A 23,892-nucleotide genomic window follows, 5' to 3' on the forward strand; every position below is an offset into this window, starting at 1 on the left:
AATAATAACTATAAATTGGAAGGAGTATAGAAAATGTATAGAAATTCCTTGTTAGATGCGTGTGTACTAAAGCCTAAATTTGATCAGTTCAATAATCTTTATACGCTTGTGATTACTCCGAATGGTTATAAAAAAGTCCCATTTACACCGATGCAATTGCTGGATATGGAGCTGAAACAACATGGGTCAAGCTTAAAAGGGGCGAAGGAAGCTGCAAAAGCGGTCCTTAAGTCCAATTCGGTCAACCCGATTATGATTCCCAGGTCTCCGCTTGTTCATATTTGGTTTCCGACAGAGGCGATACGCAATAGTGGGCATTGTATGTACTTTGCATTGCATCATGTCGAAGATGTTAAACCGTATATGGAAAATCGTTCTATTGCCGTTTTAACGAATTACGAAGAAATAAAAGTTCTTGTACCTTACAGTAAACTGAAAAAACAATGGAGTAAGGCGAAAGATTACTTATCGACTGCCTTATTAAAACAATTTTACAAGGATCCTTTATATTCTAAAGCCGAGCAACAAATTATGTTGAAATGCGCAGAAATAAATGAAGAGTATGTAATCAATTAACAAGCATAGAGTTTTACGCAACGGAGCATCCCAATGTGTGAAACTCTTTTTGTTTCTCAATTTTTTATCGATTGCACAATCTTTTATTGCAATAAAATAAAATGCTGGTTCATTGGTCATGAGTTTGAAGTCACAAATTCTCCTTAAAATAGCAATTAAGCACATAGACATTTAATCGTGTATTGCATCATAATGTGGGTATATAAATTGTAGCACTGAATGGCTAGGGGGAACAGTTATGGCGTTTAAACGCACAGAAGGATTTCGCTTTACTTTTGGGGTCCCAATCGAAGCAAATTTCACTGAATTGATTAATGGAAAACAGGAACAATTAGAAGTAGTAAAATACCCGTGTGAAATCATCGATGTGAGCCCGCATGGCATGAAAATGTTTTCTTCTCGGGAAATTGGTGAAAATAATAATAACCTGGTGCAGTTGGAACTGGAATTCATTTTAGACGAGGTATTGATTAAGGCCATTGGAGACATCGTATGGAAGAAGAAGTACGGCGATAAGTTTCAATATGGTTTGATCTTCGAAAATCAGCCCGGTATTGAAGAACTGATCGTCAGTGAATTGAAAGTACGCCGTAGAAAAGAAGTCGGACGTAAATAAATTGGTTGGTTACCATTGAATTTTCCCGCATTAACGGGTAGTAAGACTCCCGCTTCTTATCGGGAGATCAACTACCCGTAAAAGCCCGATTGGTTCAACTAACAATCAGTTGGGATGAAGAACCCCCACTGATTGAAGTTTCACTTTATATAACGATGCGGTGTCTTTCTAATCAATATTTAGGACAACTTGTCGAAATTTGAAAAAAGTTTCAAGTCGTAACAGGATTTTAATGATGTATGTAGAATTAGATAAGTAGAGCAGTAATGAAGGAGGAGTTCACATGCTAAAGTTTAACATTCGTGGTGAAAATATTGAGGTAACTCCAGCGATTCGTGATTACGTGGAGAACAAAATTGAAAAGGTAGAACGCTATTTCAATGAAGATCTAAACGCGAACGCTAACGTCAATTTAAAGGTTTATAATGATAAACAAACAAAAGTAGAAGTGACGATTCCGATGAAAAATTTAACATTGCGTGCAGAAGAGCGTCATAATGACATGTATGCGGCAGTTGACTTAATTGTCGACAAGCTAGAGCGCCAAATTCGTAAACATAAAACAAAAGTTAACCGTAAATTCCGTGATCGCGAAGGTACAGGTGTTTACTTCGCCAATGTGACATCTCAAATGGAAGCGAACGCAGAATCTTCAGAAGATGAATATACAATCGTTCGTACAAAACAATTTGATCTGAAACCGATGGATCAGGAAGAGGCCGTTTTACAAATGAACATGCTTGGCCATGATTTCTACATTTTCACAGATGCTGAAACAGATGGCACGAACATCGTTTACAAACGTAAAGACGGTAAATACGGTTTAATCGAAACAAACTAAATGATTGGCTGCAAGCGGATTGCCTGATATGGGCAGTCCGTTTTTTCTTGAAGTGTTCCTAAATTTTCCACATTGCAACCGTCCATTTGCGCCACCGGTATATATAATGCTAAAATATACTTTGAGACTATTTATTGGGAAGTGACCAATTCGATGGCAAACATATTAAATAAATTATTTGATTTCAATAAAAAAGAAGTAAAGCGTTTAGAAAAGATTGCAGATAAAGTAGAAGCATTGGCTGGACAGTTTGAAAGCCTTTCTGATGATGCATTAAAAGCGAAAACAGAAGAATTTAAAAACCGTTTCCAAAATGGTGAAACAGTGGACTCATTATTACCTGAAGCATTTGCGACAATTCGTGAAGCATCCCGCCGTGTTCTTGGTATGTTCCCGTTCCGCGTTCAGATTATGGGGGCGGCTGCATTAACTGAAGGAAATATCGCGGAGATGAAAACCGGTGAAGGTAAAACGTTAACGTCGACAATGTCCGTTTATTTAAATGCGCTTACAGGTAAAGGTGTTCATGTCGTGACGGTCAACGAATACTTAGCAAGCCGTGACGCAACTGAAATGGGAGAGTTATATAATTGGTTAGGCTTAACGGTCGGTCTGAACTTGAACAGCCTGTCAAAAGATGAGAAGCGCGAAGCTTATGCTGCGGATATTACATATTCGACGAACAATGAGCTTGGTTTCGACTATTTACGTGACAATATGGTGCTTTACAAAGAAGACCGTGTACAGCGTCCGCTTTATTATGCGGTAATCGATGAGGTTGACTCGATTTTAATCGATGAGGCGCGTACACCGTTAATCATTTCCGGACAAGCAGGGAAATCAGCACAGCTGTATGTACAGTCAAATGCATTTGCCCGTATGTTAAAGCAGGATGAAGACTACAACTATGAAGAATCAACAAAAGGCGTAACACTGACAGAGCAAGGGATCGAGAAGGCGGAGCGTGCATTTGGCATCGACAATTTATTCGATTTAACACATGTCCGCTTAAACCATGCGATCAACCAAAGCTTAAAAGCACATGCATCCATGCATAAAGATGTCGACTATGTTGTGCAGGATGGCGAAGTTGTAATCGTTGACGGCTTTACTGGTCGTCTAATGAAAGGTCGTCGCTATTCGGATGGTTTACACCAGGCGATTGAAGCGAAAGAAGGTCTTGAGATTCAAAATGAATCGATGACAATGGCGACCGTTACATTCCAAAACTATTTCCGTATGTACGAGAAACTTTCTGGTATGACAGGTACAGCGAAAACAGAAGAAGAGGAATTCCGCAACATTTACAATATGCAAGTTGTAGCGATTCCGACGAACAAACCGATTGCGCGTGATGACCGTCCGGACCTTATTTTTGCAACGATGGAAGGTAAGTTCAAAGCGGTTGCAGAAGACATTGCAGAGCGTCACCGTTTAGGTCAACCGGTACTGGTTGGTACGGTTGCAATCGAAACATCGGAAATCATTTCAAAATATTTAACGAAATTTAAAATTCCACATAACGTGTTAAATGCGAAAAACCATGAGCGTGAAGCGGAAATTATTTTAAATGCCGGTCAAAAAGGTGCGGTTACAATCGCGACGAACATGGCTGGTCGTGGTACGGATATTAAACCGGGTGAAGGTGTACTTGAAATCGGCGGTTTAGCGGTAATCGGTACGGAACGTCATGAATCACGCCGTATTGATAATCAGCTTCGTGGTCGTTCAGGTCGTCAAGGGAACCCGGGGGTAACGCAATTCTATCTTTCTTTAGAGGATGAGTTAATGCGTCGCTTTGGTTCAGATAAAATGAAATCGATGATGACAAGACTTGGTATGGACGATACACAGCCGATCCAATCAGGCATGGTTTCAAAAGCGGTAGAATCAGCACAAAAACGTGTTGAAGGGAATAACTTCGATGCACGTAAACGTCTATTACAATACGATGATGTACTTCGTCAGCAACGTGAAGTGATTTATAAAGAGCGTGAAGAAGTATTGGATTCGGAAAATATGCGTGCATTAGTAGAGTCAATGATTTCTCAGGCAATCGAAAATCAAGTGGCCCTTCATACACAAGGCGAGAAGGAAAACTGGACACTGGATGCACTGGAAGATTATATCGCGGCAAACCTTTTAGATGAGGGCGATATTACGAAAGAGCAACTGGAAAATAAATCACCTGAAGAAATGATTGCGTTCATCTCTGAAAAAGTGACAGCGCGCTATAATGAAAAAGAAGAAGCGATGACACCGGAGCGTATGCGTGAATTTGAAAAGGTTATTTTACTTCGTTCAATCGACTCGAAATGGATTGATCATATCGATGCAATGGACCAGTTACGACAAGGGATTCACTTACGAGCTTACGGTCAAAACGATCCATTACGCGAATACCAGCAAGAAGGTTTCGCAATGTTCGAAGACATGGTCGCAGCAGTACGTGAAGATGTGGCGAAGTACGCATTAAAAGCGGAAATCCGCAGTAACCTACAACGTGAAGAAGTAGCAAAAGGCCAGGCTGTTAACCCGAAAGAAGAAGGCGCAGCCAAACCGAAAAAACTGCCAACACGCAAAGCCGAAAACATCGGACGCAACGACCCATGCCCATGCGGCAGCGGCAAGAAATACAAATCATGCCACGGCGTAGGCCAATAAAAGCAATAAAACCGAGGTCATTGAAACTATGCTCAATGACCCGGTTTGTTTTATAAGGATTTATAATGAACTAGCGTAAATAAAGAAATGGTTTATTCAATTTACTCTAGTTGGTTGGAGTGGAAGGGTGGCGACTCCTGGGGGAATAGCGTGACGCCTGAGACTACAGGCTCAGGTCACGCCCCCGGAAAGCGTCGACCCTGGAACGGAGACCAACGGGTGATGAAGGACGATTACTTGACGCTTCACTACGGAGGAAAATATATGATGGAATTAGCAGATGTGCGCAATGCACTCGAAAATACAGCTACAAAACTAGCGGACTTCAGGGGGTCTCTTTGACTTAGAAAACAAAGAGGCACGAATCCAGGAACTAGATGAACTTATGCTTGAACCCGAGTTCTGGAATGACCAGAACGGTGCACAGGCAATTATTAACGAAAGCAACGGCATTAAAGCAGTTGTCAACGAATTTAATGAGTTAGTCGATACACAGGAAAATCTCGAAATGACACTTGAGCTATTACGCGAAGAACCAGACGAAGAATTGCAGGAAGAACTAGGCAAAGAACTAGCCGAATTCCAGACAAAAATGGAAGAATTCGAACTGCAAATGCTGTTGTCAGAACCATACGACAAAAACAATGCCATTCTGGAACTGCATCCAGGTGCTGGTGGTACCGAGTCACAGGACTGGGGCTCGATGCTATTACGTATGTACACACGCTGGGCAGAGAAACGCGGATTTAAGGTAACGACAATCGACTATTTACCTGGTGATGAAGCCGGCATTAAATCGGTAACATTACAAATTTCGGGTCATAATGCGTATGGCTATTTAAAAGCGGAAAAAGGGGTACACCGTTTAGTGCGTATTTCACCGTTCGATTCATCAGGCCGCCGTCATACATCGTTCGTATCATGTGATGTTATGCCAGAGTTCAATGACGAAATCGAAATCGATATACGAACTGAAGATTTAAAAGTTGATACGTACCGCGCAACGGGTGCCGGTGGTCAGCATATTAACACGACAGACTCAGCTGTACGTATTACCCATCTTCCAACAGGTGTCGTTGTACAATGTCAGTCAGAACGTTCACAAATTAAAAACCGTGATGCGGCAATGAAAATGCTGAAATCGAAGCTGTATCAGCTGGAAATCGAAAAGCAGCAGGCACAGCTGGATGAAATTCGCGGTGAGCAGAAAGAAATCGGCTGGGGCTCGCAAATTCGTTCATATGTGTTCCATCCGTATTCTATGGTAAAAGATCACCGTACAAGTGCTGAAACAGGGAATGTAGGCGCTGTAATGGACGGCGATCTCGATATTTTCATTACTGCCTATTTACGATCAAAAATTTCATATTAATATTTTAAAGCCATTCGGAACAATTTTGAGTTGTTCCCAATGGCTTCGTTTTTATTTTTAGGAAATTTTTTATTTCGCACTGTGGGTAATCTTTAAAAAGTATCTTCACCGTCCAGGTGTCCCTGCAGTTCTTCGGTCATTTCAGTCCCCGTTCGAAAATAGAATCTGTAGCTTTTATTGGCTAATTCGGATTGGAAAGTAGAATCTTTTTTGCCGAAAGTGGAAACTCCCATGCCAAAAGTAGAACTAATTCCATGAAAAGTAGCACCTTTCCTGCATAAAGTAGAACCGTTCGCACCAAAAGTGGAACCCTTTCCATGAAAAATAGAATATTCTTTGTCAACAGTGAAAACTCCCTAAATCAGCCCCTTTTATTGGTCTTAAACACTACACGCCTAATCTGTGTCATCGGGTTGCTCAAGACGAAGGTCAAACAAGTTTTTAGGACGACCCTTTCCTGAAGGTGTCGCCAGAGTTTCGATAATTGCTGCATAGGAATATTCAGTTAATTTTTTCAATAGTCGGTTCGCTGTTCGCGTTGAAACCGATAAATGAATACTTACTTCTTCGGCGGTAAAGGAATTTTTATCGAAAGTTCTTGTCATATCGTATAGTCTTTCCAGGTAAAAAATTGAAAGATTTGTTTCTTTAGCGATTTCTTCAAGGAAACTATGTGCTTGCTCCACAATAGCCGCTGCGTTTGTACCATCGAGCGGTCCAAGTAATTTATCTTCTTTATTAATACGATAGCTTTCCGTAAATGGCTTTAGGCAATAGCTTGAAGCTTTTTCTGCCTGCGCCTGTGCAATGGCCAATGTTTGACCAATTCCCCATCCGATTTTTACTTTAAAAGGTAGCTGCTCGTGTAAAAAAGTGGCTAGCGAGCATTTTGTCTCATCGTTTGTAATGTGTAAATAGTCCGAAAAGTTTGTAATAATTTCATTGTGGAGCGATGAGCGATATATAACAAGTGAATACCCGAACTTGCGGTTAAAATCTAAAATGGCTTTATAGAGTGCTACTTGGCGGTATTCATTTTCCAAAAAATCATTTTCCGCGAAAGTAAATTGTAAGTGACCACATACAACTTGGCTTAACGTTAAGTTATACACTTCGACCTCTTTTAACAGTTTTTGCACGGCCGCTTCCATACTTTTTAGAGAAGGTGTCACTAAAATTGGCATGACGTCAACATGTGAAAAATATGTAAATAAATTTGTTAAACGTGTAAAACAGTATTTAATTTTATCTTCTTCCAGCAATTCCAAGTGACGTTTCGCTACGAGCTCATAAGCGTTCGGTTCTCCAAAAACCTGAATAGAGGTGCTTAAAGTGTAAGGGAAATCTTCTTCAGGCAACCATTCTTTTAAGCTTAAGTAATTATTTTCCTCGTATAAAAAGTCAATTAATGCATCTTTAAATCGAAAACCCGGGTTCTCATATTGCACTTTAGTTATATGAAAATATAAATCTCGCTCTGTAATGTCAATAAACTGGAAGGGTATTGACGCAAATTCAGCAGGGCAAGATTTCTTTATATGCAAATATGGAATTTGTCCACTACATAATACAGCCGTATATTTTAAATAATTTTCTTTGAAAATCTCAGTTAAATGTTGTAAATCTTTATAAAATACAATGTCGAATTCCACATTTTCAATATCGAGTTTATGAATGTTTTGTAGCCATCTGTAAGAATAATTTGTCGAAAAAACGCAAATTTTCATAGCAAATCCCTCTTCTTTCTAAAAAAAAGTATTGTCATATTTATCAGTTTATTATAATCTCTTAATTAAGGACAGTGAAATAAGTTGTCTTTAAATAAGGGGGCGAATCAATGGAACAAGTAGAAACTAAAAACAATGGGGCGTTTAACAAATTTTTAAACACTATCGAGCGGGTAGGCAATAAGCTGCCACATCCTTTCATGCTCTTCTTTTATTTAACATTAATTTTAATCGCCTTGTCATTCGTGCTGGGAACGATGCAGGCAGCAGTTATCAATCCTACTTCAGGTGAAGAGGTAGTTGTAAAAAATCTACTTTCTAAAGAAGGGATACGGTATATATTAACTAATACTTTAACAAACTTTACTGGCTTTGCGCCATTAGGTTTAGTATTGGCGATGATGTTAGGGATAGGGCTTTCTGAAAAAGTAGGGTTGTTTTCTGCTGTAATGACAAAAGCGATTTCAAAGACTCCGAAACGCATCGTATCATTTATGGTTGTGCTGATCGGTATTTTAGGAAATATTGCCTCAGATGCAGCGTTTGTAGTTATTCCACCTTTAGCTGCACTTGTGTTTCTGGCTTTAGGTCGCCATCCACTAGCTGGTTTAGCGGCAGGTCTTGCAGGGGCAGGGATTGGTTTTACTGCCAACATTCTAATTGCAGGAACAGATGCATTGCTTTCGGGTATTACTACTGAAGTTGTGAAAGGTCTGGATGATACATTAGTTGTAACGCCGTTAGATAACTGGTTCTTCATGATTGCCTCTACGTTTTTACTGGCATTTTTAGGGGCGTTTATTACAGATAAAATTGTTGAGCCACGTCTTGGCAAATATAAAGGCGATCAAATTGCAAAAAGTACGGATATTTCTGTGCTTGAAGCGAAAGGGTTGCGAAATGCCGGAATTGCGGCGGTATTATATATTGCATTTATCGTCGGGTTAATGCTAATTCCAAACTCTCCGCTACTAAATGATGACGGAACGATTTTACGTTCACCATTTTTATCTGGTATTATCCCAATCATTTTAGCGTTTTTTGTTATCGTCGGCATTACATTCGGTGTCACAACGAAGAAAATTCAAAAAGCTGCCGATGTACCGAACATTATGGCGGAAGCGATCAAAGATTTATCGAGCTACATCGTTTTGATTTTCATGATCGGTCAGTTTATCGGCTACTTTAACTGGTCCAACATTGCAACGTGGACAGCTGTACATTTAGCGGATTTCCTGGCAGCAATTAATTTAACGAACATTTTTGCGATTATTTTATTCGTGTTGCTTGTAGCTGTATTAAGTTTATTTATTATTAGCGGTTCGGCTTTATGGTCTTTGGTTGCGCCGATTTTCGTGCCGACGTTTTTAGTGCTTGGGTACCATCCGGCATTCATCCAGCTGGCATATCGTATCGGGGAATCTTCGACGAACATGGTAACACCTCTCAATACTTATTTTGCGATCATTTTAGGGTTTATGCAGGTATACAATAAAAAAGCTGGAATTGGTACGTTAATGTCTTTAATGATTCCATATACAATCATTTTCCTGATTTTCTGGATTCTATTAATGTTAATTTTCGTAATTTTCAATATTCCTATCGGACCGGGCATTTATTACAAATTAAATTAAATAAAATGCAAATGAGGGAAACTAATGATTGATATTTCAAATTTATATTTACAACGGCTTATAGGTTGGCGTAGGGAATTTCACCAATATCCGGAACCGGGTTGGCTTGAATTTTATACGACGAGCAAGATTGCAGACTTTTTAGAAGAATGGGGATATGAACTTTATGTCGGCAAAGAGATGAATGTGTCAGAACGGATGGGATTACCGACACAGGCAATGATCGAGCGATTTTATGATGCAGCCAAACACGCCGGCGCAAACGAGAAATGGCTGTCTAAAATGGAAGGCGGCTATACAGGGGTATTAGCAGTTTTGGAGACAGGAAGACCTGGTCCGACCGTATGTTTTCGTGTCGATATCGACGCGCTTCCTATTTTTGAATCAACGGAAGCAGAACATGTACCGAACCGTTTAGCATTTCGATCACAAAATGATGGCTTTATGCATGCATGTGGTCACGATAGTCATATTGCAATTGGCTTGGGATTAGCGGAACAAATATTGCAACATCGAAATCAGTTGACGGGCACGATTAAAATTATTTTTCAGCCTGCTGAAGAAGGTGTGCGTGGAGCGGCTTCTATTGTTCAATCACCATTGTTCGATGACATAGATTATTTCTTTGCGCTTCATATTGGTACAGGGGTAGAAGCAGGCAAGTTTATTGCAGGTTCGGAAGGCTTTTTGGCTACATCAAAATTCGATGCAACAATTACAGGTGTAGCTGCACATGCGGGAGGCGTTCCTGAAGAAGGTAAAAATGCGTTGTTAGCAGCTGCCCAAGCAACAGTTGCATTGCATAGTTTACCGCCTCATAGTAAGGGAAGTCATCGAATCAATGTTGGAACATTACATGCAGGTCTTGGACGCAATGTCATTCCCTCAACTGCGCAAATACAGCTTGAAGTGCGCGGGGAAACAACGGAGATTAATTCTTTTTATGAGAATGCAGTCAAGCAAATTTTTTCTGGTATTGAAACTATGTATGGGGTTCGCGTGGAATTGAAAAAAGTGGGCGAAGCAATAAGCGTTCCTTCAAGTAAAGCTCTAAGTGCGATATTGGCTGATGTGGCAGGCAGTTTACAGATTCCGTATGAGGAATATAGTAACTTTAATTCAGGCTCTGAAGATGCAACATTTTTTATGGAACGCATTCAGAAAAATGGCGGCTTAGCAACGTATTCGATTATTGGTACAGAACTTGCGGCTGGACATCATCATGAAAAATTTGATATTCGAGAAGAAGATATGCTTTCGGCAATAAAAATATGGCTTAATACATTATTAAGGCTGCAATAGGAGATGTCACGATGAATAGTCTCATCAAAGATAATTTAATAGAACAACTAATAACACAATATGATGAACAAATTATAGCATTATCAAATTCAATTTGGGATATTGCTGAAACGCGTTTTCAGGAACAGAAATCAGTAGAATTGCTAACAACTTTTTTACGTCAGCATGGTTTTCATGTAACTGAAAATATAGCTGACATGGATACTGCATTTGTTGCTACATTTGGAACCAAGGGACCTGTTATCGGAATTTTAGGTGAATACGATGCCCTCCCAGGTCTAAGCCAAGTACCACATAGTGCGACCCGACAAGCGGTAGTTGATGGTGGGAATGGACATGGCTGTGGGCATAACTTGCTAGGTACAGCAGGCATTGCGGCAGTACTTTCATTAAAAGATTTAATTGAACGTGGTGAACTGCAAGGACAAATTCGGTATTACGGATGCCCTGCTGAAGAGGGGGGATCCGGTAAAACATTTATGGTACGTGAAGGTGTGTTTAACGATGTTGATATTGCCCTTACATGGCATCCCAATTCATTTGCTAGTATTTTTAGCTTCTCATCACTTGCAAACTATCAAGTATATTTTGAGTTTGAAGGAATCGCTAGTCATGCTGCAAATTCGCCTGAATTAGGGCGCAGTGCACTTGATGCAGTAGAATTAATGAATGTTGGCGTAAACTATTTACGAGAGCACGTTCCATCGAATGTTCGCATGCATTATGCTGTAACAAATACGGGAGGAGTTTCGCCGAATGTTGTGCAGGCTAATGCAGAAGTATTGTATTTAATTCGTGGGAAAGACATTCAGCAAGTTGACGATGTTTATAAGCGTATCGTAAAAATTGCGGAAGGTGCGGCTTTAATGACAGAAACTAAATTAACAGTGAAGTTTGATAAAGCCTGCTCTAACTATATCCCGAATGATATATTGAACCGTTTACTATATAAAAATTTACAACAAGTAGGTTTGCCGGAATATAGTAACGATGAACGGAACTACGCAAAAGAAATGGTTGATACACTACAGCCAAATGAAATAGCAGCAGCAAAAGCGGAAGTAACTACATTAGCTGGATCTCAAACTATAGATTTTGATAAAGCATATGTAGATGGTGTATTTTTGAATGAAATTGTACCGTATGAAGTATCTAACTTTACAATGGCTGGATCTACTGATGTTGCAGATGTAAGCTGGGTCGTTCCAACAGGGCAATTTTTTGCACCATGCTTTGTATTTGGCACGCCATTACATACATGGCAACTTGTATCGCAGGGCAAAACATCAATTGCACATAAAGGACTTTTATATGCAGCTAAGGTGCTCGCTTCAACAGCTGTAGATTTACTGTCCAATCCTGTATTAATTGAAGAGGCGAAACGTGAATTTTTGGCAGAAACAAAAGGTTCATATGTTAATCCGATTCCGGCATCGATTCTTCCTAACGCACATAATAAAAAGGATTTGTTGTAAGCTTTTTATAGAGTAACAAATTAATTAAACAAACTCATTACAGCCTATTTACGATCAAAAATCTCATATTAATACCTTTCACATCGTAATAAAATAAAACCGTGCCTTAGTAAAAAAGCTAAGGCACGGTTTTTTAGTGAAATTTAAGCTAGGTATTAATTTTCCACTTGTCAAATATAAAAAAATATGTGAAAATACATATACGAACAAACGTTCCTATTAATTGGAGGTATTGGTATGCTGCAAATTCCTTCTAAAACGATTCCGTATTATGAGGCAGGGATTTATTTGCCGTTGCTGTTAATTATTCTTGGGAAGGATTATTCAATAGTGGAGCAAAGTCCGTTCAAATTTAAAAATCCCTATTTGCAATTAATCGATGCTGTACGTATCAAAATAGAGCATGACTTAAAAGAAACGAAGGACTATTTTAAACTTCATCAGATGCGCTTAGTGAGAGGCAAAACGGATGATTTGTTTACCGAGTATCATTTTTACTTTGGGGGAGTCATGGAGTGTAGAAGATATTCGAATATTCGCCTTCGTAATCAAAGTGAGTTACTTCTTGCTGAATATTTAAAAAAAAACTGATGCTCTTATAAGATACTATTGCGCTGTAAAAGCAGATATTTATAGTACATCGCAGCGCGTACATATTGCTGGTTGAATGATTTCATATTGATGTCCAGACTAATTTCAGTATTATCCACAAAAGTTACGAGCGTTTTATCCCCGTCTTCACTAATATTAATAATAGGATTCAAGGATATCCAAATATTTTGAGGTGAATACGGCGAAAACAGCGGGAATAAAATACACGGGTCCCCGAAATCATAGGCCACCATGATCGGCAATTTATGTTTATTCTCTCCAAAAAATCCCCTCGCCTGATATTTGCTAGCATCATAGGAGCTTCCATGCAGACGACATGTATCGCGAATAATTTTTAGAGGCTTATACGGAGAGGTAGATTTGCCGTACTTGTCCAATATAGTAGTGTGAATTTTATCTCGATGCTGATAGGACTTCAAACAAAAGGTGGAATTAGAAATAATGTAATTGGAATTTCGTGTTAAATTACTGATCATTTTGCATCCCCTATCTTTCCTACTTTTTTAATCGCTTAAATTTTCACTATACATCTAAACTACTGCATAAAGTGCTAAAAATCAACATTATATTTAGAAAATTCTGTCATATGATAATTTTTCAGAATATATTGCAAATTGTATGATTTTTAACTTATAATGGGTAAAAGAGGTCGAGGTGATATCGATGGATAAATATTATTCGTATACAGACTTTTTAAAAGCGGTTAGTCAGCAGTCCACTGAACATCATGCAGAGAAGCTATTGAATGAAATTTATTTAGATTTATTTATTAGTCGGTTGCAGCGGATGCAACGTATTGAACAATTAAAGTTACTTATCGATACATCGTTAGATCAAAAGAACGAACAAGCATTTTACAGCTATACTACAGAGTTAAAAGAGTTATTGGAAACTGTTTCGTAAAAGCCACCCTATTCCAGGTGGTTTTTTTTATGGGCAAAATCGGGGCTCCGGTTGTTTTCTAATATATGATGGAAAGATTCTAATAAAATTAAAATAGTTCTAATAAATTGGTTATTTTCTAATAAAAAGGATAATTCTTCTAATAAGTGCTCGGTGTTTTCAAATAACCGGCTCTAATCTTCAAATAAGTCACCGTACTTTTCTAATATCCACCACAAAAGTTCTAATAAATCCTACAAAACATCTAAAACGCTAACGCCACACTAAATTCGAATGTACGTTCGCAATTTTATCGTAAATTAAAAACGGGTATGTTAAAATAGAAGATACCATTAGTGACAGAAAGGACAATCTAAATATGACAGAAACTTTTACAATAAAGTCCGCCTATCAGCCTGCCGGGGATCAGCCGGAAGCAATTAAACAGCTCGTACAGGGAGTTAAAGAAGGCAAGCGTCACCAGACATTGCTTGGGGCGACAGGTACGGGTAAAACATTTACGATTTCCAATGTAATTAAAGAAGTGAATAAGCCGACGCTTGTGATGGCACACAATAAAACACTGGCCGGCCAATTATATAGTGAGTTTAAAGAATTTTTCCCGGACAATGCGGTTGAATATTTCGTCAGCTACTATGACTATTTCCAGCCGGAAGCGTATGTACCGCAAACTGATACGTACATTGAAAAGGATTCAAGTATTAATGAAGAAATCGATAAATTGCGCCACTCGGCAACGACTGCTTTGTTTGAACGGAAAGATGTCATTATTATCGCATCCGTATCGTGTATTTACGGTCTCGGTAATCCGGAAGAATATCGTGAAATGGTCGTTTCCATTCGTACAGGGATGGAAATCGAGCGCAATCAGCTATTGCGGAAACTAGTCGACATTCAATATGAACGTAATGATATTAACTTTACACGCGGTACGTTCCGTGTACGCGGGGATGTTGTCGAAATTTTTCCGGCTTCACGCGATGAACACTGTATCCGAATCGAGTTTTTCGGAGATGAAGTTGACCGGATTCGTGAAGTGGATGCACTGACGGGCGAAATTTTAGGGGACCGTCAGCATGTAGCCATTTTTCCGGCATCCCACTTCGTTACCCGTGAAGAGAAAATGAAAATTGCGATTGAAAATATCGAAAAAGAGTTGGAGGAGCGACTTGCCGTCTTGCGTTCGGAAGACCGTTTACTGGAAGCACAGCGCTTGGAGCAACGGACAAATTACGATTTGGAAATGATGAAGGAAATGGGCTTCTGCTCAGGTATCGAAAACTATTCGCGCCATTTAACATTGCGTGAAGCAGGGGCGACGCCGTATACATTACTTGATTACTTCCCGGAAGACTTTTTGCTTGTCGTTGATGAAAGCCATGTTACATTACCGCAAGTACGTGGTATGTATAATGGAGACCAGGCTCGTAAAGGGGTATTGGTCGAGCATGGCTTCCGTCTGCCGTCCGCACTGGATAACCGTCCGCTCATGTTTGATGAGTTTCAATCGAAAGTAAGCCAGGCCATTTATGTATCGGCAACACCAGGACCTTATGAATTAGAGCATACACCGGAAATGGTGGAACAGATTATTCGTCCGACAGGGCTGCTTGATCCGACGATTGATATCCGTCCGATTGAAGGGCAAATTGATGATCTGATCGATGAAATTCATGAGCGAATCCGTCGTAATGAACGGACACTCGTCACGACATTGACGAAGAAAATGTCCGAAGATTTGTCGAGCTATTTAAAAGAAATGGGCTTGAAAGTCGAATACTTGCACTCGGAAATCAAAACGCTGGAACGGATCGAAATTATCCGGGAACTTCGTAAAGGGACGTATGATGTGCTGATCGGCATTAACTTATTAAGGGAAGGTCTTGATATTCCCGAAGTATCTCTTGTCGCAATTTTGGATGCGGACAAGGAAGGGTTCCTCCGTTCGGAACGTTCGCTTATTCAAACTATCGGACGTGCTGCGCGTAACTCAAACGGTCATGTCATCATGTATGCCAATAATATGACGGATTCAATGACAAAGGCGATCAGTGAAACAAAGCGCCGTCGTGAAACCCAAATGGCTTACAATGAAGAACATGGTATTACACCGAAAACAATCATTAAAAAGATTCCTGATATTATCCGCGCCACACAAGCTGCGGAACAGGAAGAAACATATATTACAAAAGTGACAGGTGGTAAAAAGCTTACGAAAAAAGAGCTGGAGAAGCTTGTTGCAACATTGCAAGTTGAAATGAAAGAAGCCGCAAAAGCGCTGGACTTTGAACGCGCGGCTGAACTACGTGACATGATATTTGAATTGAAAGCAGAAGGGTGAACAATGTGAAAAATACAGAAATTGTCGTACAAGGTGCACGAGCGCATAATTTAAAAAATATTGATGTCACAATTCCACGCGATAAAATTGTCGTTGTGACAGGGCTTTCAGGTTCCGGTAAATCTTCACTGGCATTCGATACGATTTATGCGGAAGGGCAGCGTCGTTACGTCGAATCATTGTCTGCATATGCACGACAATTTTTAGGACAAATGGACAAGCCGGATGTCGATACAATTGAAGGACTGTCACCAGCGATTTCGATTGACCAGAAGACAACGAGCCGTAACCCGCGCTCAACAGTTGGAACAGTAACAGAAATTTACGATTACTTGCGACTGCTTTTTGCGCGTATCGGAAAACCGTATTGCCCGACACATGGGATTGAAATTACATCACAGACAGTTGAACAAATGGTTGACCGCCTGATGGAATATCCGGAGCGCACGAAAATGCAGCTGCTTGCCCCTGTTATTGAAGGCAAAAAAGGAACGCACGTGAAGCTGCTTGAAGACTTGAAAAAACAAGGCTTTGTTCGTATCCGTATAAATGGGGAACTGCGTGATCTCGATGATAATATCGAGCTGGATAAAAACAAAAAACATACAATTGAAGTAGTCGTGGACCGTGTTGTCGTAAAAGAGGGCAATGAAACGCGTTTAAGCGATTCCCTTGAAGCAGCACTCAGAATTGCGGATGGCCGCGTTCTAGTCGATGTGATCGATCATGAGGAGCTGTTATTCAGTGAGCATCATGCATGTCCATTATGCGGCTTTTCAATTGGTGAACTCGAGCCGCGCATGTTTTCATTCAACAGTCCGTTCGGAGCTTGCCCTACATGTGATGGGCTTGGAAGTAAAGCAAAGGCCGATATCGACTTAGTCATTCACAACTGGGATTTAACGTTGCTTGAAAATGCGATAGCACCATGGGAATCCGTATCGTCCAACTACTACCCGCAGCTGTTGGCATCCGTATGCAAACATTACAACATTCCAATGGATGTACCGGTAAAAGATATTCCTAAGGAGAAAATGGATAAAATTTTATACGGTTCTGGAAAAGAGAAAATTCTATTTGAATATACAAATGATTATGGCAGTATGCATAAGAAAAATATCGAATTTGAAGGCGTCATCGCAAATATCGAACGCCGCTTTAAAGATTCCTCTTCAGACTATGTACGTGAATCGATGCAAAAGTACATGACCGAACAGCCTTGTGCGACTTGTAAAGGGCACCGTCTGAAAAAGGAAACACTTGCAGTGAAAATTAAAGATCAGAACATTTCAGAAGCGACACGCCACTCCATTCAGGAAATGTATGAGTTCTTTAGTTCAGTAGAATTAACGGAAAAAGAACGCCAGATTGCGAATTTAATTATTCGTGAAGTGATTGAACGACTGAAGTTCTTATTGGATGTCGGATTAAATTACTTAACACTTGCACGATCTGCTGGAACATTATCCGGCGGGGAAGCACAGCGTATTCGACTGGCCACTCAAATCGGCTCCCGTTTAACAGGTGTACTATACATTTTGGATGAGCCGTCAATCGGGCTCCATCAACGTGATAATGACCGGTTAATTAATACACTTGTAAATATGCGTGACCTCGGTAATACGTTAATTATCGTCGAACATGATGAGGACACGATGATGGCAGCGGATCACTTAATCGACATCGGTCCGGGTGCCGGTGTACATGGCGGTCAAGTCATTGCACAAGGGACACCGAAGCAAGTCATGAAAAACAAAGAGTCGATTACCGGCCAATATTTGAGCGGGAAGAAATTTATTCCACTGCCGCTTGAACGCCGTAAATCAGATGGCCGGAAAATAAAGATTAAAGGTGCATCTGAAAATAACTTGAAAAATGTAAGTGTCGATATCCCGCTAGGTCAGTTCATCGCCGTTACAGGTGTGTCCGGTTCTGGTAAATCGACATTAGTGAATGAGATTTTATATAAATCGCTCGCATCAAAACTGAACCGGGCAAAAGTAAAACCGGGCAAGCATAAAACAATAGAAGGTTTAGAACAACTTGAAAAAGTTATTGATGTGGACCAATCGCCAATCGGACGTACACCACGTTCTAACCCTGCAACGTATATTGGCGTATTTGATGATATTCGCGATGTATTTGCTATGACGAATGAGGCGAAAGTGCGCGGCTATAAAAAAGGGCGATTTTCGTTCAACGTAAAAGGCGGACGTTGTGAAGCTTGCCGCGGAGATGGCATTATTAAAATCGAAATGCACTTCTTACCGGATGTTTATGTGCCGTGTGAAGTTTGTCATGGGAAGCGTTATAACCGCGAAACACTTGAAGTAAAATATAAAGATAAAAATATTTCCGATATTTTGGAAATGACGGTAGAAGATGCATTGGAGTTTTTCGGGAACTTGCCGAAAATTCAGCGTAAACTGCAAACGATTGTCGATGTGGGTCTTGGATATGTGAAGCTTGGTCAGCCTGCAACTACATTATCTGGCGGTGAAGCACAGCGTGTGAAATTGGCGTCGGAATTGCACCGTCGTTCAACCGGTAAGTCATTTTATATTTTGGATGAACCAACAACTGGTTTGCATGCCGATGATATTTCCCGTTTGCTGATTGTCCTGCAGCGCTTAGTCGAAAACGGTGAGACCGTGCTTGTGATTGAGCATAATCTCGATGTTATCAAAACAGCCGACCATATTATTGATCTAGGTCCTGAAGGTGGCGAAGGTGGCGGTACAATTTTAGCGACAGGTACACCGGAGAAAATAGCCGAAGTGAAGGAAAGTTATACAGGCCGCTACTTAAAACCGATTTTGGAGCGCGACCGTGAACGTATGGAATCAAGAATTAAAGAAGCGCAAAATAAATAGATTGAAAAACTAAGAGCGCAAACGAAACTTTTCGTCCTCCCTCCTCGTATAATAACTATATACGAAGCAGAGGGAGGAATTTTTTTATGCAAGAAGAACGTAAACGCATTTTAAAATTAGTTGAAAGCGGTACAATTACGGCAGAAGAGGCAATTGTATTACTGGAAAAATTGTCGTCGGAAAAGGAATCCACTCCATCACAAGCAGCACCAGTCGAGCAACCGCTTTTTGAAGAAAAGTTTGGGGAAGAGCCGCATAAGGCAGAACCGGTTTTTGAAGAGCAAAAAGAAAAACGTAAAACAACAGGATTTGAAGATATTTTCGGCAAGTCATTTAACGATAAAGAATTTAATAAAAAGATGGACGAGTTCATGGGCGATATCAAACAGGATTTATCACAATTCAGCACACGCATGACAGGATTGGTCGGTGCAGCATTATCCAAGTTTAAAGAACTTGATATTGATACACCGTTTGGAGAAAAAGTTGAGTTTACTAAAACGTATGCTTACCCTGTAGCTGATGTTAAAGGGGTAGAGCTGGAAATCGCCAATGGTAAAATCGATATCGTACGCGCTGCGGATGAATTAGTTACTGTAAATGTGACAGGAAAAACGCCGTTGAGAGGTACAGAAGAAGAAACGATTGCACAGGCAACGGAAAATATGTCGAAGCTGACAAATGACAAATTATTTATACAATCTACAAATAAATTTGCACAAGTGAAAGTACAAGTAGCTATTCCAGAGAAACATTATGACGTAATAATCGCAAAACTATTAACAGGTAGCGTTTCAATCGAACAGGTTGACGCAAAGTTGGTTAAAGCGCGTACACATAACGGGGTAATCCGTCTGGAAAATGCAACATTTGATCATGCGGAACTGCAAACGAGCAACGGTGCAGTAGAAGCCCGTCATATTAAAGGTGAAGATTTGGAAATCGGCACAGCGAATGGACGTATATATGTAGATGGCGAATTAAATGAAGTAGAAGCTGAATCGATGAATGGACATGTTGTCATTACAACAACGAGTGCGGAAGCGCATAAAATTAAGGCCCGTGCTCTAGCAGGTTCAGTAGAAATTTACGTGCCGAAAACAGTGGCACTGGACGGTCAGGTTTACTCGAACTTCGGAAAAGCAGATATCGGTTTAAGTGATGTATTGCTTACAGAAGAAGAAGAGCAATTTCTGTCAAAATCGGTACGTTTCACTAAAGAACTGGAAGGCGCGAAACTCTTGAAATTAGTAGGAGAATCTCGCACAGGTACAGTGTTGGTACGCTATACGCTGCAATAGGCGTAGGATTTTAGCTACAGCTTTCCGGATTCCGTGAAGCTCGAGTGACTAATTCTTCAAAGAAATAAATTCCTTATAAAATCAAGCATCCATTTTCTCGCAAAGAATTTGGGTGCTTTTCCTATTCGAACTTTTTGTTTTCCGTCAAATCTCCAATAAAAAGTCACAAATTGCCGCATTCCTACATGGAAAAAGAATTTTTTTAAAAATCCCCCTAAAAATACCATAATAATCCAAATGTTGAGAAGGGTTTTCAGTAAAATCGTCGAATAATTAAAAATAGTGTAGAGTATTTTATTATATTAAGAACATTTCATACTTTAACATTTATATTACGAAAACCAAAAAATAAGTGTAATTCTATGAAATTTTATGAACAAATGAAATTTTGTAATGTTGTCATGGCGCTCCGGGAGCCTGAAAACGAGACGGGGCTTACATTGAAAAGAAAATGTAATAAAATTTGAGCTTGAAAATGCTATAATGGGTAAGACTAAAATTTAAAATTCTAGATATTGAGCTTAGGTGGTTTCGTGAATGATTGAAATGAATAATGTAGTGAAGAAGTATCCTAACGGGGTCGTCGCCGCAAACGGGATTACGGTTCATATAAAAAAAGGTGAATTTGTGTATATTGTTGGCCCGAGTGGAGCAGGTAAATCGACATTTATTAAGTTGATGTACCGTGAAGAAAAACCGACTTCCGGCGATGTCATCATTAATGGCATTAATTTGAGAACGCTAAAAAATAATCGCGTACCTCATTTACGCCGTCATCTTGGTGTCGTCTTCCAGGACTTTAAATTATTGCCGCGCTTAACAGTGTATGAAAATGTAGCGTTCGCGATGGAAGTAATTGAAGAACAGCCAAGCGTCATCCGTAAACGGGTAATGGAAGTACTTGAACTGGTGGGCTTAAAGCATAAAGTGCGAATGCTGCCGAATGAGCTGTCAGGTGGAGAACAGCAGCGTGTAGCAATTGCCCGCTCGATTGTAAACCGTCCGAAAGTGATGATTGCGGACGAGCCTACAGGAAATTTAGACCCGGAAACATCGTGGGAAATTATGAATATTTTTGAGGAAATTAATCGCCAAGGTACGACGATTTTGATGGCAACACATAACCGTGAAATCGTAAATACTGTGCGTAAAAGAGTTATTGCAATTGAAGGCGGAATGATCGTCCGTGATGAGTACGGAGGTGACTACGGCTATGAAAACTAGAACAATTGCCCGTCATTTCCGTGAAAGTTTTAAATCATTAGGCCGTAACAGCTGGATGACACTGGCTTCCATCAGTGCTGTAACGGTTACATTATTATTGGTCGGTGTATTTGCTGCGATTATGATGAATTTAAACAAAGTCGCTTCCGATTTGGAAAACGATGTTGAAATTCGTGTCATGATTGATATTATTCCGGAAGCGGAAGAAGCAAAATTGGCAGAAGAGCAGCTTCTTGACGAGATTCATAATATGCCGGATGTCGAGGAAGTTACATATTCTTCTAAAGAACAAGAATTAAGTAAGTTAATCAAAGATTTTGGTGATGAATTAAGTTTATTCGAACAGAACAACCCGTTATATAATGTGCTGTACGTCAAGGCTGTCGATCCTTTGAAAACAGCTGATGTCGCCAAGCAGATTGATAGCTTAGACAATACTTTTGAAGTAAAATATGGCGAGGGTAAAGTAGAAAAACTATTTAACTTCTTAGAAATCGCTCGTAATGTTGGACTCGTATTAATTTTAGGACTGCTGTTTACAGCGATGTTCTTAATCTCTAATACCATTCGCATTACGATTATTGCACGTAAAGATGAAATTGAAATTATGAAGCTTGTAGGGGCTACAAATTCTTTCGTCCGCATTCCATTTGTATTGGAAGGAATGTGGCTTGGTTTAATTGGATCTATTATTCCAGTCGCAGCCGTTACAATTGCTTATTACAATATTTATGATTTATTGGCACCTCGATTAAAAGGGGAATTGTTCCAAATGTTAGAAGTAACACCACTTATGTATCAGGTGAACGGATTAATCATCTTCATCGGGATGTTCATCGGTATATGGGGAAGTTTCATGTCAGTTCGTAAGTTTTTAAAAGTATAACTTCTTTCAGCGACTGTCACACATTGCCAAGGCAACATTGACAATGACGAAAATAGTGGGAAGTGGCTCGTTTTTTACATCTTAGAGAGACAAAAAGAGCCACTATTACCCATGCATTTAGGGGGAAAAGTTTTTGAAGAAGCTAACGACGCGTTCATTTAAAACAATTGCAGCAATACTTGCGCTAGTACTATTTGTTCAAATACCGGCAGCATCCGCAGCATCATTAAGTGAACTGAAAAAAGAGCGCAGTCAACTCGAAGCAGAAAAGAAATCAATTAATAAATCACTCGAACAAAAAACAAACGAGATTCAAACAAATCAAAACAGACAGCAAAAAATTATTTCGCAGCTGGAGCAACTGGGTGCAAAAATTAATGAAACGAATCATAGTATTGCCGTTGTCGAATTGGATATTGAAATTGCAAACGAAGAGATTTCTATTTTAGAAGATGAAATCGCAGAATTAAAAGAGAAGATTGAGCAACGTAATGAACTATTGCGTGAGCGTGCACGGGCGATTCAGTCATCAGGTACAGTTAGTTACCTTGACGTCCTGCTTGGAGCAAATAGTTTCGTAGACTTTATCGATCGTTTTTCTGCTGTAAGCACACTTATGGACGCTGACCGTCAAATTATGCGTGAGCAAAAGGAAGACCAGGAAAAACTTGAAGTTCAAAAGCTGGAGCTTGTGAAGACGAAAGAAGAGCTTGAAGCGAATAAAGCGAAATTGAAAAGTTTGATGGCTTCGTTAAATCAACAAAAGAAAGAAAAGAAACAGTTAGTAGCAGAGCTTGAAAAAGAAGAAGCGAAACTACGATCTGAGAAAACAGAACTAAAAGCAGAGTACGATGATAAGGTAGAATTAAGTAAAGAACTGGAAGAGAAGTTTCTTAAAGAACAGCGCCGATTAGCGGAAGTTGCCCGTCAAAAGGCATTGGAAGCTGCGGCTGCTAAAAAGAAACAACAAAACAGTAGCAGTAGCAATAGTACTGTAAGTTCCGGAAACTTGCCGGTTGTTTCTTCAGGACATTGGACAAGACCTGCAGCGGGCCGTTTTACATCAGGGTTCGGTGGGCGTGATATTGGACCAATCGGAAGTAAAAATCACTTAGGAATTGACATTGCCAACTCAATCGGAACACCGGTTGTTGCAGCAGCGGATGGTGTTGTTTCCTATGTTGGTTCGATGAATGGTTACGGGAATGTTGTAATGGTTACTCACTCGATTGAAGGACAATTATTCACGACAACGTATGCCCATTTAAGCGGATTTAATACGAGTGTTGGCGCATCTGTTTCAAAAGGTCAGCAAATTGCAAGACTTGGGAATTCAGGGAACTCAACAGGACCTCATGTACACTTTGAGATCCATGTCGGTGAATGGAACGGCAGTCGTTCAAACGCCGTCAACCCATTAAACTATATTTCACTGTAAGTTATATAAAAGGCAAAACTTTAATTATTAAAGTTTTGCCTTTTTCGTTTGAATAATTATCTAAAAGTTATGATAATGTACTAATAGGAAGAAATGTGGGGTGAAGT

18 protein-coding genes are annotated in these 23,892 nt (G+C 39.9%); 16 read left to right on the forward strand and 2 right to left on the reverse strand.

What is annotated here, in order from left to right:
- Positions 1–33 precede the first annotated feature (33 nt).
- The 5 genes from MHH44_RS04310 to prfB all read left to right on the forward strand — a co-directional run bounded on the left by MHH44_RS04310 (position 34) and on the right by prfB (position 6,069).
- A complete protein-coding gene (locus tag MHH44_RS04310) occupies positions 34–576 on the forward strand; it encodes a competence protein ComK (RefSeq protein ID WP_340797917.1) in 543 nt (180 codons plus the stop codon).
- 238 nt (positions 577–814) lie between these two features.
- Positions 815–1,192 (forward strand): PilZ domain-containing protein, encoded by a 378-nt coding sequence (locus MHH44_RS04315; RefSeq protein WP_340797918.1) that lies wholly within the window; start codon positions 815–817, stop codon positions 1,190–1,192.
- A gap of 283 nt (positions 1,193–1,475) precedes the next feature.
- Entirely contained in the window at positions 1,476–2,033 is a 558-nt protein-coding gene (gene hpf / locus MHH44_RS04320) for a ribosome hibernation-promoting factor, HPF/YfiA family (RefSeq protein ID WP_008407321.1), read from the forward strand.
- A 153-nt stretch (positions 2,034–2,186) separates the two neighbouring features.
- Entirely contained in the window at positions 2,187–4,697 is a 2,511-nt protein-coding gene (gene secA / locus MHH44_RS04325; RefSeq protein WP_340797919.1) for a preprotein translocase subunit SecA, read from the forward strand.
- A 267-nt stretch (positions 4,698–4,964) separates the two neighbouring features.
- Positions 4,965–6,069, forward strand: a protein-coding gene (gene prfB / locus MHH44_RS04330; RefSeq protein WP_140405549.1) for a peptide chain release factor 2 whose coding sequence is annotated in 2 segments (ribosomal slippage) — positions 4,965–5,036 and positions 5,038–6,069 — 1,104 coding nt in all. Because the reading frame shifts where the segments join, the coding sequence is not laid out codon by codon here.
- A 395-nt stretch (positions 6,070–6,464) separates the two neighbouring features.
- Here the strand turns inward: prfB and MHH44_RS04335 are convergent.
- On the reverse strand, positions 6,465–7,796 hold the full coding sequence (locus MHH44_RS04335) for a hypothetical protein (RefSeq protein WP_340797920.1): 1,332 nt from the start codon (positions 7,794–7,796) through the stop codon (positions 6,465–6,467).
- 110 nt (positions 7,797–7,906) lie between these two features.
- Between MHH44_RS04335 and MHH44_RS04340 the strand changes: the two genes are divergently transcribed.
- From MHH44_RS04340 to MHH44_RS04355, 4 genes are all read left to right on the forward strand, one after another.
- Positions 7,907–9,430, forward strand: a complete 1,524-nt coding sequence (locus MHH44_RS04340; protein ID WP_340797921.1) for an AbgT family transporter — start codon at positions 7,907–7,909, stop codon at positions 9,428–9,430.
- Between the two features lie 24 nt (positions 9,431–9,454).
- Positions 9,455–10,732, forward strand: a complete 1,278-nt coding sequence (locus MHH44_RS04345) for an amidohydrolase (protein ID WP_340797922.1) — start codon at positions 9,455–9,457, stop codon at positions 10,730–10,732.
- An 11-nt stretch (positions 10,733–10,743) separates the two neighbouring features.
- Positions 10,744–12,207: a M20 family metallopeptidase gene (locus MHH44_RS04350; protein ID WP_340797923.1), complete on the forward strand. Its 1,464-nt coding sequence runs from the start codon at positions 10,744–10,746 to the stop codon at positions 12,205–12,207.
- A gap of 237 nt (positions 12,208–12,444) precedes the next feature.
- Positions 12,445–12,798, forward strand: a complete 354-nt coding sequence (locus tag MHH44_RS04355; RefSeq protein WP_340734727.1) for a hypothetical protein — start codon at positions 12,445–12,447, stop codon at positions 12,796–12,798.
- Between the two features lie 5 nt (positions 12,799–12,803).
- Here MHH44_RS04355 and MHH44_RS04360 read toward each other — a convergent pair whose 3' ends face one another.
- Positions 12,804–13,295, reverse strand: coding sequence for a competence protein ComK (locus MHH44_RS04360; RefSeq protein WP_008407314.1), 492 nt, complete (start codon positions 13,293–13,295; stop codon positions 12,804–12,806).
- Between the two features lie 187 nt (positions 13,296–13,482).
- On the opposite strand from MHH44_RS04360, the gene MHH44_RS04365 reads away from it, so the two are divergent.
- From MHH44_RS04365 to MHH44_RS04395, 7 genes are all read left to right on the forward strand, one after another.
- A complete protein-coding gene (locus MHH44_RS04365; protein WP_008407312.1) occupies positions 13,483–13,722 on the forward strand; it encodes an IDEAL domain-containing protein in 240 nt (79 codons plus the stop codon).
- A 358-nt stretch (positions 13,723–14,080) separates the two neighbouring features.
- Positions 14,081–16,063: an excinuclease ABC subunit UvrB gene (gene uvrB, locus MHH44_RS04370; protein ID WP_008407310.1), complete on the forward strand. Its 1,983-nt coding sequence runs from the start codon at positions 14,081–14,083 to the stop codon at positions 16,061–16,063.
- 5 nt (positions 16,064–16,068) lie between these two features.
- On the forward strand, positions 16,069–18,936 hold the full coding sequence (gene uvrA / locus MHH44_RS04375; RefSeq protein WP_340797924.1) for an excinuclease ABC subunit UvrA: 2,868 nt from the start codon (positions 16,069–16,071) through the stop codon (positions 18,934–18,936).
- A gap of 86 nt (positions 18,937–19,022) precedes the next feature.
- Positions 19,023–20,237, forward strand: coding sequence for a DUF4097 family beta strand repeat-containing protein (locus MHH44_RS04380; RefSeq protein WP_008403597.1), 1,215 nt, complete (start codon positions 19,023–19,025; stop codon positions 20,235–20,237).
- A 537-nt stretch (positions 20,238–20,774) separates the two neighbouring features.
- Positions 20,775–21,461, forward strand: coding sequence for a cell division ATP-binding protein FtsE (gene ftsE, locus MHH44_RS04385; protein WP_008403596.1), 687 nt, complete (start codon positions 20,775–20,777; stop codon positions 21,459–21,461).
- On the forward strand, positions 21,451–22,347 hold the full coding sequence (gene ftsX, locus MHH44_RS04390) for a permease-like cell division protein FtsX (protein ID WP_014824629.1): 897 nt from the start codon (positions 21,451–21,453) through the stop codon (positions 22,345–22,347). The genes ftsE and ftsX overlap by 11 nt, the downstream gene beginning before the upstream one ends.
- A gap of 133 nt (positions 22,348–22,480) precedes the next feature.
- Complete coding sequence (locus MHH44_RS04395) at positions 22,481–23,785, forward strand: murein hydrolase activator EnvC family protein (protein WP_008403594.1); 1,305 nt, start codon at positions 22,481–22,483, stop codon at positions 23,783–23,785.
- The last annotated feature ends 107 nt before the right edge of the window (positions 23,786–23,892 follow it).

This window comes from Solibacillus sp. FSL K6-1126 (assembly GCF_038003445.1).
GTDB classification, from domain to species: domain Bacteria; phylum Bacillota; class Bacilli; order Bacillales_A; family Planococcaceae; genus Solibacillus; species Solibacillus silvestris.

Bases quoted from the DNA above. Each gene is read 5' to 3' on its own strand.
- MHH44_RS04310 (WP_340797917.1), top strand. From the start codon at position 34: ATGTATAGAAATTCCTTGTTAGATGCGTGTGTACTAAAGCCTAAATTT.
- MHH44_RS04315 (WP_340797918.1), top strand. From the start codon at position 815: ATGGCGTTTAAACGCACAGAAGGATTTCGCTTTACTTTTGGGGTCCCA.
- hpf (WP_008407321.1), top strand. From the start codon at position 1,476: ATGCTAAAGTTTAACATTCGTGGTGAAAATATTGAGGTAACTCCAGCG.
- secA (WP_340797919.1), top strand. From the start codon at position 2,187: ATGGCAAACATATTAAATAAATTATTTGATTTCAATAAAAAAGAAGTA.
- MHH44_RS04335 (WP_340797920.1), bottom strand. From the start codon at position 7,796: ATGAAAATTTGCGTTTTTTCGACAAATTATTCTTACAGATGGCTACAA.
- MHH44_RS04340 (WP_340797921.1), top strand. From the start codon at position 7,907: ATGGAACAAGTAGAAACTAAAAACAATGGGGCGTTTAACAAATTTTTA.
- MHH44_RS04345 (WP_340797922.1), top strand. From the start codon at position 9,455: ATGATTGATATTTCAAATTTATATTTACAACGGCTTATAGGTTGGCGT.
- MHH44_RS04350 (WP_340797923.1), top strand. From the start codon at position 10,744: ATGAATAGTCTCATCAAAGATAATTTAATAGAACAACTAATAACACAA.
- MHH44_RS04355 (WP_340734727.1), top strand. From the start codon at position 12,445: ATGCTGCAAATTCCTTCTAAAACGATTCCGTATTATGAGGCAGGGATT.
- MHH44_RS04360 (WP_008407314.1), bottom strand. From the start codon at position 13,295: ATGATCAGTAATTTAACACGAAATTCCAATTACATTATTTCTAATTCC.
- MHH44_RS04365 (WP_008407312.1), top strand. From the start codon at position 13,483: ATGGATAAATATTATTCGTATACAGACTTTTTAAAAGCGGTTAGTCAG.
- uvrB (WP_008407310.1), top strand. From the start codon at position 14,081: ATGACAGAAACTTTTACAATAAAGTCCGCCTATCAGCCTGCCGGGGAT.
- MHH44_RS04380 (WP_008403597.1), top strand. From the start codon at position 19,023: ATGCAAGAAGAACGTAAACGCATTTTAAAATTAGTTGAAAGCGGTACA.
- ftsE (WP_008403596.1), top strand. From the start codon at position 20,775: ATGATTGAAATGAATAATGTAGTGAAGAAGTATCCTAACGGGGTCGTC.
- ftsX (WP_014824629.1), top strand. From the start codon at position 21,451: ATGAAAACTAGAACAATTGCCCGTCATTTCCGTGAAAGTTTTAAATCA.